This window comes from Kitasatospora sp. NPDC059577 (genome assembly GCF_042735475.1).
Lineage (GTDB): Bacteria > Actinomycetota > Actinomycetes > Streptomycetales > Streptomycetaceae > Kitasatospora.
This window is the reverse complement of record NZ_JBHWBZ010000023.1, coordinates 1-8,302: the sequence shown is the minus strand read 5'-3', so window position 1 is coordinate 8,302 and position 8,302 is coordinate 1. Positions and strand designations below refer to the sequence as shown.

Annotated in this window: 14 protein-coding genes; 5 read left to right on the top strand and 9 right to left on the bottom strand. The window is 72.4% G+C overall.

Annotation, left to right across the window (positions count from 1 at the left end):
• Positions 1–166: 166 nt before the first annotated feature.
• The gene (locus ACFV0O_RS19530; protein WP_380343151.1) at positions 167–703 is read left to right on the top strand and encodes a hypothetical protein; all 537 of its coding nucleotides are present in this window, start codon (positions 167–169) and stop codon (positions 701–703) included.
• A gap of 8 nt (positions 704–711) precedes the next feature.
• On the opposite strand, the gene ACFV0O_RS19525 is transcribed toward ACFV0O_RS19530, so the two are convergent.
• The gene (locus tag ACFV0O_RS19525; RefSeq protein WP_380343148.1) at positions 712–1,683 is read right to left on the bottom strand and encodes an oxidoreductase; all 972 of its coding nucleotides are present in this window, start codon (positions 1,681–1,683) and stop codon (positions 712–714) included.
• 316 nt (positions 1,684–1,999) lie between these two features.
• Here ACFV0O_RS19525 and ACFV0O_RS19520 point away from each other — a divergent pair, with 316 nt between their 5' ends.
• Positions 2,000–2,713 carry a DUF6215 domain-containing protein gene (locus ACFV0O_RS19520; RefSeq protein WP_380343147.1) on the top strand — a complete coding sequence of 238 codons (714 nt, stop codon included), beginning with the start codon at positions 2,000–2,002 and terminating at the stop codon, positions 2,711–2,713.
• Positions 2,714–2,914: 201 nt separating this feature from the next.
• Positions 2,915–3,586: a DsbA family oxidoreductase gene (locus tag ACFV0O_RS19515; protein ID WP_380343144.1), complete on the top strand. Its 672-nt coding sequence runs from the start codon at positions 2,915–2,917 to the stop codon at positions 3,584–3,586.
• A gap of 49 nt (positions 3,587–3,635) precedes the next feature.
• Here the strand turns inward: ACFV0O_RS19515 and ACFV0O_RS19510 are convergent, their stop codons facing one another.
• The 8 genes from ACFV0O_RS19510 to ACFV0O_RS19475 form a co-directional block, all read right to left on the bottom strand.
• Positions 3,636–3,890, bottom strand: a complete 255-nt coding sequence (locus ACFV0O_RS19510) for a hypothetical protein (protein ID WP_380343142.1) — start codon at positions 3,888–3,890, stop codon at positions 3,636–3,638.
• 32 nt (positions 3,891–3,922) lie between these two features.
• Positions 3,923–4,567, bottom strand: a complete 645-nt coding sequence (locus ACFV0O_RS19505; RefSeq protein ID WP_380343139.1) for a hypothetical protein — start codon at positions 4,565–4,567, stop codon at positions 3,923–3,925.
• Positions 4,564–5,151, bottom strand: a complete 588-nt coding sequence (locus tag ACFV0O_RS19500) for an RNA polymerase sigma factor (RefSeq protein ID WP_380343136.1) — start codon at positions 5,149–5,151, stop codon at positions 4,564–4,566. The genes ACFV0O_RS19505 and ACFV0O_RS19500 overlap by 4 nt, the downstream gene beginning before the upstream one ends.
• A 125-nt stretch (positions 5,152–5,276) precedes the next feature.
• On the bottom strand, positions 5,277–5,732 hold the full coding sequence (locus ACFV0O_RS19495; RefSeq protein WP_380343133.1) for a hypothetical protein: 456 nt from the start codon (positions 5,730–5,732) through the stop codon (positions 5,277–5,279).
• Positions 5,733–5,882: 150 nt separating this feature from the next.
• Complete coding sequence (locus ACFV0O_RS19490; RefSeq protein ID WP_380343130.1) at positions 5,883–6,197, bottom strand: hypothetical protein; 315 nt, start codon at positions 6,195–6,197, stop codon at positions 5,883–5,885.
• On the bottom strand, positions 6,190–6,315 hold the full coding sequence (locus ACFV0O_RS19485; RefSeq protein WP_380343128.1) for a hypothetical protein: 126 nt from the start codon (positions 6,313–6,315) through the stop codon (positions 6,190–6,192). Before ACFV0O_RS19485 ends, ACFV0O_RS19490 begins: the two co-directional genes overlap by 8 nt.
• A complete protein-coding gene (locus ACFV0O_RS19480; RefSeq protein ID WP_380343125.1) occupies positions 6,303–6,536 on the bottom strand; it encodes a hypothetical protein in 234 nt (77 codons plus the stop codon). The genes ACFV0O_RS19485 and ACFV0O_RS19480 overlap by 13 nt, the downstream gene beginning before the upstream one ends.
• 17 nt (positions 6,537–6,553) lie before the next feature.
• The gene (locus tag ACFV0O_RS19475) at positions 6,554–6,922 is read right to left on the bottom strand and encodes an ATP-binding protein (RefSeq protein ID WP_380343122.1); all 369 of its coding nucleotides are present in this window, start codon (positions 6,920–6,922) and stop codon (positions 6,554–6,556) included.
• A gap of 184 nt (positions 6,923–7,106) precedes the next feature.
• Here ACFV0O_RS19475 and ACFV0O_RS19470 point away from each other — a divergent pair, with 184 nt between their 5' ends.
• Together ACFV0O_RS19470 and ACFV0O_RS19465 are read left to right on the top strand one after the other, a co-directional pair.
• On the top strand, positions 7,107–7,988 hold the full coding sequence (locus ACFV0O_RS19470; protein WP_380343119.1) for a helix-turn-helix domain-containing protein: 882 nt from the start codon (positions 7,107–7,109) through the stop codon (positions 7,986–7,988).
• A gap of 10 nt (positions 7,989–7,998) precedes the next feature.
• Positions 7,999–8,199 carry a DUF397 domain-containing protein gene (locus ACFV0O_RS19465; protein ID WP_380343116.1) on the top strand — a complete coding sequence of 67 codons (201 nt, stop codon included), beginning with the start codon at positions 7,999–8,001 and terminating at the stop codon, positions 8,197–8,199.
• Positions 8,200–8,302 lie beyond the last annotated feature (103 nt).

Sequence of the window (8,302 nt, the reverse complement as noted above, 5' to 3'; positions counted from 1 at the left end):
CCACTCCTCCCGCCGGACGGCGGCGACGAGCCGGCCCAGCACGATGGCCGGGCCGACTTCCCACTCCCGCGCTCCCGTCTCCGTCCCCCAGTCCGCCTCCCCGGTGTCAGTGCCGCCTGCTTCACTGGCGACAGACGTGGGACGGCCGGGACGAGGGGTGGCTTCGATGGGTGTGCTGACCGACTACTTCCGGGCGCCCGATGCGGCCGTGGTCGTCCGCGCCCTGGAGCTCACGGGCGGCGGACGGCCCGACTTCGACGACGGCACCGGGTCCGGTTCCGGGGCTGGGTCCGGTTCCGGTTCCGGGTCCGGCTTCGACGGGGTCGCGGCGAAGCGGGTCGATCCGGCCATCGTGCTGGGCCGGCTCGTCGCCGCCGTCCGGCGGGAGGAGTGGCAGCCCGACACGGTGGCGGAGTCGCCGGTCTGGCCGACCACGCCGCAGCCCGGCCCGGGCGGGCCGGTGGGCGAGGACGACCCGTGGGCGAGCGGGCCGTGGGTGACGGAACTGGGCGACGCCGTCCGGGACACGCTCGCCGGGGTGCCCGACGAACGGGTGCCGGAGGTCGTCGGGCAGTGGGCGCTGGCGCAGGAGTGGAACGGCGCCGATCCGTCCGACCTCCTGCCGCTGGCCGAGGAGTTGATAGGCCTCGCCCGCCGGGCGCGCGCGGCGGGCGAGCGGCTGTACTGCTGGATCTGCCTGTAGCGGCGGCCTCAGCCACCGACCGGGGCGGCGCCGGTGGCCGCGAGCGACAGCTCCCACAGGCGGGCGGCCGCGTCCGGATCGACGGCGTACGGGCGGACGCCGCCCTCGTCCATCGGGGTGTCCGGCCCGGCGAGCCGGGCGACCTCGCAGTCCTCCAGGTAGTGGCCGCCGCGGTCGTCGAGCAGGGGCGAGGTGGCGGCCCAGAGACCGGTCGCGGCGCCCTGCGACGGGGTCTTGAAGTCCGCGCCGACCACGGTGCCCCGCTCGTCCACCCAGCCGCGGTCGATCTGTTCCCGGCGGGTCATCTCCCGCTGCAGGCCGGTGATGATCTTTCCCGGGTGCAGCGCGAACGCCCGTACGCCGTCCCCGCGCCCGCACGCGTCGAGGTGCACGGCGAACAGCGCGTTGGCGGTCTTGGCCTGGCCGTACGCCAGCCACCGGTCGTAACCGGTGCGGAAGTGCGGGTCGTGCCAGCGGATGTCGCTCAGGAAGTGCCCGGCGGAGCTGTTGACCACCACGCGGGCACCGTCCGGCGCGGCGGCGAGCAGCGGGTACAGCTCGCAGACGAGGAGGAAGTGCCCGAGGTGGTTGGCGGCGAACTGCCCCTCCCAGCCCGGCCCGACCCGCCGTTCCGGGGTGGCCATCACACCGGCGACGGCCATCAGGAGGTCGACCCGGCCGGTGGTTTCGCGGATCCGCGCAGCCCCGGCACGGACGCCGGCCGGGTCGGCGAGGTCCATGGGGACGATCCGGCACCCCGTCCCCCGGAGCGCGGCACGGGCGGTCTCCGGCCGGCGGGCCGGGACGACGACCCGGGCCCCGGCGGCCGCCAGCGCCCGGGCGGTCTCCAGGCCGAGCCCGGAGTAGCCGCCGGTCACGACGGCGGTCCGGCCGGAGAGGTCGAGGCCGGCCGTGACCTCCTCGGCGGTGCTGGAGAAGGAGAACGGGGAGCCGAGCGGCTGCTGGTGAGTACTGGTCATGCCGATGACGCTAGGAGCTGGAGCGCGGTCTAGATCAAGCCCGGGCGGCGCCCGGAGCGGCCGGTGGCCGCGTTCGACGCCGAGTGGCCCCCGGATCCGCACCGAGCTGCCCGGGTCCGGCGGTTCGCCCGGGTCCGGCGGTTCGCCCGGGACGCGACCGCCCCGGCATGCTCCGGGAGTTGCCGCGCGGGCCACGTCTCCACAGGTCAGAGGGCCGACCACGCGCATCGCCACCACCGGGCCGACGCTACGATCAGCCCGGCGCACGAGGCCCCCGGGTGGTCGGGGGCGAGCCGCTCGAACGGGGGACTCAAGGATGGAATCCGACACGACCGGCACCGCCGACCGGACCGAGGGCATCGACGCCGCCGCTACGGGCAACGATGCCGCCGACACGGGCAACGACGCCGCCGACACGGGCAACGACCGGCCGGGCCTCAAGCTGGCGGCCGTGGTGGCGCTGGCCGCCGGTGTCCTGGCCGGTCTGTGGGGGCTGGGGTTCCTCGACACTCCTCCGAAGCCGGAGGACAAGCCCGTCGAGTGTGCCGCCCCCGGGCCCACGGATCAGCCGGGGTACCCGAGCCTGTGCGCCGCGCTCGACCGCCCCGACCTCCCGGCCCTGCTGGGTACGCCCGAGGACCGCGTCACGACCGCGCACCCGGCTCCCCTCGCCTTCGGCAAGGACGTCATGGTGGAGGTGCGGCTGAAGCACACCGTCGTGAGCCTCATGGACAGCAACACCTCGGTCCAGGACATGATCGGCATGCCCCAGTTCTTCGCCAAGCCGGCCACCGTCCTCGGCCACCCCGCCGTGACCTACTCGTCCAGTGCGACGGTGCTGGGCCCCGAGATGAAGTCCGGCCCCGCCACCCGCAACCTCGTCGTCGCCCAGGACCCGAAGGCCCCCGGCGGCCGGGCCTTCGAGTTCGCCGTCTTCCGCCAGGACGGCCTGACCCCCGACGAAGCGGCCCTGAACCGCCTCGCCGAAACGGTACTGCCCACCCTCCCGGGCTGGGTCGCGGCCCCGTAGCCCCCGCGGCGGATCGGCACAGGAGGCCAGTCGGGCCGACCTCTCGCGCCGGAGCGGCCGACGGGCCGAGGACCCGGTGGCGGGACCGGCGACGCCTCGCCCACCTGAATATTTCTCCCCCTGAAATATTCAGGTGGACGAGGATGTTCCGGTAGACGTCGGCGCGGGAGGTCCGCGCGAGGCTGGAAGGAGTGCAGCGCCGTGCGCGTCGAGATCTGGAGCGACATCAACTGCCCGTGGTGCTACATCGGCAAGGCCCGGTTCGAGCGGGCCCTGGCGGCGTTCCCGCACCGCGAGGAGGTGGAGGTCGTCCACCGCTCCTTCGAGCTGGACCCGCGCGCGCCGCACGAGGCGCGGCCGGTCGTCCCGCTGCTCGCCGCCAAGTACGGGATGAGCCTGGAGCAGGCCGAGGCCGCGGAGGCGCGGATCGCCGAGAACGCGCACGCCGAAGGCCTGCCGTACCTGCGCGAGGGGCGCGACGCGGCGAACTCCTTCGACATGCACCGCCTGCTGCACTTCGCCGAGGAGCACGGCCGGCAGGGCCTGCTGCTGGACGCCCTGTACCGGGCGAACTTCGCCGAGGAGCGCTCCGCGTTCGACCCGGGCCGACTGGTCGAACTGGCCGTGGAGGCCGGCCTGGACGGCGGGGCCGCAGCCGCCGTGCTGGCCGATCCGGAGGCGTACGCGGAGGCGGTGCGCGAGGACGAGACCACGGCGAGCGCGATGGGGGCGACGGGCGTGCCGTTCTTCGTCCTGGACCGGCGGCTCGGAGTCTCGGGCGCCCAGCCCGCGGAAACGTTCACCCGCGCGCTGGAGCAGGCCTGGGAGAGCCGGGTCGCGTTGCCGCTGACGCCGCTCACTCCCGAGCGGTGAGGCGCGCGGAGCAGGAAGTCGGCCCGGCCGACTTCCTGCTCCGGGGTGATCAGCGGTCCAGGGAAACGAGGAACTCCGGCCGCAGTCTCCAAGGACTGCCGTCCTCGGTCTCCACCTGGTAGACGGGCCCGACGCGACCGCCGTCGCGGTCGTCACGCTCGATGACGCATCCGAGCACCACACCCCGGGTGCCCAGGACCTCCGGGCCCAGGTGCCCGAGTTCCGGACGGGGCGGATCCGGGGTGGTCAGTTCCACCCGCTCGCCGTGGACCAGCGCGGCCTGCTCGGGCCAGGAATTCGTCATACCGAGAGGCTAAGCCGCCGCCACCGGGCGGTTCAGCCCACACCGACCCCATTGGTCTGGGAGAGCGGGAAGCAGCCGGGAGTCTCCTTGGTCAGCGAGATCTCCAGACTCCCGACGGCGTTCGGGTGGAGCCCGTCCTTGGGAGCGGTGTCGAGCAGCAGCAGGCTCTCCCCCGGCGGGATGGCGGCGGGGTGCAGGATCGAGATGCGGCCGTTCGCGGGGTCCAGCGACATCACCGACTCCAGTCGGCTGCTGTCGGTGGCCACCGGGGTGTGGCAGGAGGCCGAGGGCGTCATCACCAGCGCGGGCACGCCCACCGAGCGCAGGGCGTCCTGGAGCCCGGACCACTCGGCACCGATCAGCTGGAAGGAGACGGTGCCGTCCTGGTGGGGGGTCACCGTGTAGGAGGCGGTGGTGAGCTGCACCGCGGTCGAGCCGCCACCGGCCGAGTTCGGGGCGACGGAGCCGGCCTGCGGCGCGGGGGCCACGCCGGAGGCGCCGCCGTGCGGCATCAGGACGACCGCAGTGGTCGCGGCGGCCAGCCCGAGGCCGGTCGCCACCAGCCTGCGGGTGTAGCGCGGCCGGACCCTGGCGGTGGTGCCCGCGACGGGCAGGCTTTCGGCACGGGCGGCGAGTTCGGCGCCGAGCTTCTGCTGGAAGTGCAGGGGCGTGGTCACGAGGCGGCCTCCAGGAGAACGTTCACGGACGTGCTGGTGGTACTGGTCTGCGGGACGACCTTCTGCAGTGCCTTGCGGGCCCGGTGCAGCCGCACCCGGGCGGTGGCCGCGCTGATGCCCAGCGCCTTGGCCGCCTCACGGACGGCCAGCCCGTCGACGGCCACCAGGTCCAGCACCGCGCGCAGCGGCTCGGACAGGGCGGCGTGCCGAACGGCCAGCCCACGGGCCTCGCGCTCCGCGTCGATGCGCCCCTCGATCGCGGACACGTCCTGGTCGTCCAGCAACCGCTGACCGGCGATCCTGGCCACCGCGTCGCGTTCCCGGACGCTGCCGCGGAAGTGCGATGCCAGGACGTTGCGGGAGATGCCGTACAACCAGGCGACGGGCGCGCCGCGCCGGGCGTCGTAACTGTCGGCCTGCTCCAACGCCGTCAGGAAGATGTCCGCCGTCAGATCGGCTGCCAGGTGGGCACTGTCGGTGCGCCGCGTGACGAAGCCGAGCACGGTGTCGAACTGCTGCCGGTAGAACACGGCGAACGCCGCCGGGTCACGCGAGGGTGGTGCTATCGGGTGCTCCGCTGACACGGATGACTCCTTGGGACGACGAGCACTGCCTTACGTCTCTACTTGGCTCCGGCGGTCCAAGGCGTTACACGCGACCCTTCCGGCGACCCGGGACCTCCTCGACCGGACCAGCCGTCCCACGGACCTCAGTCGTAGAAGAACTGGCGGAGGTCCTCGACGGAACCCGGCCCGAAGAGGAAGCCCTCGGCCCGGGCCACCGCGCGCGGCGGTGGCGGTCCGTCGACGGGCAGCTGCCGCAGCCAGACCTCGCCCTGCTCGCCGACCGCGTAGACGGCGGAGAGCAGTTCGGCCATCCGCGCGGGGCGGGGCGGGAGCACTCCGGCGACAGGACTGAGCTCCCAGTCGCCGGCCCGGGCCGCGAGCCGGAGCACGCCCGCCCAGGTGGCGACGCGCCTGACCCGGGCGCGCAGGGGGAGCTCGACGGACGGGTCCAGGTACCCGAACCCGACGGTCGCGGCGGCGATGTCGTCCATCACCCGGCGCTCGACGGGGGTCCGGACCCAGCGGCCCTCCTGGGCGTCCCCGATGGCGGCGTCCCACCACTCCCAGGCGCCGTGCAGCCGACTCTCGAACGCGTCCATGCAGGTCAGGCTAGTCCCTACGCCCGGAACGGCGGGCACCGAACCGATGCCTGGGCGTGCTCACGACGGGGGTGCGAGCGGGGCCGGTGCGGTGGGCTGGACCCGGCACGAGGACCCGCACCTCCACCCTGCCCTCGGCCTCCCGCGGAGCTAGCCGGAGCGGGGGTTGAGACGGGCGGCCGACCAGGGGGAGTTACGGCCGGCGGCCTCGCGGTAGGCGATCCGCTGGACGGCGAAGAGCAGGCGGTACAGGTTGAGGGCGGTCTCGGAGTCGTCGGCGGCGAAGCCCAGGTGGTGGATGAAGGTCTCCAGGTCGGGCCAGTCGAAGTCGTCGGCGACGGGCGGGGTCACGGGGACGCCGGCGAGGGTGTTGAAGGCCGCGGCGACCGCGTAGTGCGTCGCCGCAAGGGCGTTGGCGACAGCGGGGGCGGGGGTGGGGGTGGGGGTGGGGTCGAGGTCAAACATCGTGGGGCTCTTCTCCGTCGGGCCTTGCAACGTTGAGCGCGGTGACGACGCCCAGGGCGACGGTGGCGAACGCCAGGGCGAGGAGGGCGAGGAAGACGGCGGCGATCAGGAACCGCACGAGCACTCACGGTCCGCGTCGAGGAGGAGGGTGAGGAGGTTCAGGAGGGTCGACGCCGGGGCCGTGTTGAAGCGGACCAGGACGCGGCCGTCGAGGGTCCTGTCCGTGGCGGCGGAGGGGAAGACGAGGCCGAACTTCTTGCCGCGTTCGTGGAGTTCGGCCAGCAGGGTGCGGATGTGGGCGTCGGTGTAGGCCCGGACCCGGGGATCGGTGGGCTGCATGGGGTAACGGCGGCGGTTCACGCGGCGGCCTCCAGCTCGAACCAGACGGCCTTGCCCTGCTTGCGGGGGTCGGCACCGAAACGGTGGGTGAGGGCGCGGACGAGGTGCAGGCCCCGGCCCGAGCAGGACAGCGGGTCGGCCGGCGGCCGAGGGTCGCCGGGAAGGACCGGACTGTCGTCGCAGACCGAGACCCGGAGGCACCGCGCGGAGAGCACGAGGGTCACCAGCGGCGCCGGACTCCCGGCGTGGCGCCAGGCATTGACGAAGAGTTCGTGGAGCGCCAGCTCGGCGTCCCCGATGAGGGAGGGCGACCACCCGGCAGCGGCGAGAAGGTCGGAGAGCTCAGCCCGAGCGGTGGACCAGTCGGGCGGGTTGCAGGCACGCATGAGAGACCCCAAGGGAGAGGAGAGGGGAATCGACGAAGACTGACGCTTCGCCATGTGATCGATGCAACACTGAGAGTAGGGCTGAAGGTGTTACGCGTGCAACCAGATCTCCGAGATGCCTCGCCCAACCTGGCCAAGCTCACTCGTGCGGGTGGAGACTGGCCCGAAACGGAAGGAATCCCCCTTGGCACTCAGGACCCAAATCAGCGAGCGACAGCGGCGGTTCGGCGCTGAGCTGAGGAGGTTGCGCGAAGCTGCAGGCCTGGCGGTCAAGGATGCCGGTGCTCTCATCGGTATCTTCGGTCCACAGCTGAGCCACATCGAAGCCGCACGAACCGGGCTGGATCGAGAGCGACTCCTGGCCTTGCTCAAAGGCTACGACTGCACGGATGCGACCTACGTCGCGCTTCTGTGTGACCTGGGAGCCAGCGATGGCAAGGGCTGGTGGACCGAGTACAAGGGGAAGGTTCCAACGCTGGCTCTCGATCTGGCTGAAGTGGAACAGCGATCCGTCCGGCTCCACAGCTACGACTCGCTCTACGTCCCAGGCGTCCTTCAACTACCCGACTACGCGAGGGCCATCTACGAAGGTGCTCTCGGAAGTCCGTGGGAGCTTGAGACGCAGGTCCGCTTCCGGATGGATCGGCAACGCATCCTCACCGACGACAAGCAGCTCAGCTTCGTCATTCATGAAGCCGCCCTGCGCATGCGTTTCGCGGGAGACGCGACGATGAGGGCCCAGCTCCTCCACCTGCTCGACATGGCGGAGATGCCCAACGTCAGCATCCAAGTGCTGCCGTTCACAGCGCCGAAGCATGCGCCCCTCTCAGCGTCATTCCTGCTCTGCGATCCCGGGTGCCATGAGCTCTCAACGATCGTCCTGTCCGGGCCGAAGCGCGCCGAACACCTCGGTGAGCCGGCTGAGGTCGACGCCTACATCAAGAAGTTCCAGCAGCTGAGCGAGCTCGCGCTACCACCTGTCGATCGCAGCGACGCCCTGCGTAAGCTCGATACGCGCGACTCTTGGGGGCTCATCCACCACCTCCTCTACGAGCTTCAAACCTGAAAGGCGTCCGATGTCCCACCTCGTCTGGCAGAAGTCGTCGTACAGCGACGCCGAAGGCGCCGACAACTGCCTCGAACTGGCGCAAGGAGACGGAGATCTCCGCCACGTTCGCGAATCCGACGACCCATCCGTCATCGTCACCACCTCGACCGCCAAGCTCCGCGCCTTCATCCTCGGCGCCAAGGCCGGCGAGTTCGACCACCTCATCTGAGCCCCACCGCTCACCCGCCCGCTCGCTGCTTCGGCGGGCGGGGCGGGGGCGGGCCAGGGGGGGCCCCGGCAACCCCAGGACACCCCCCCCCACCCCACCGGGG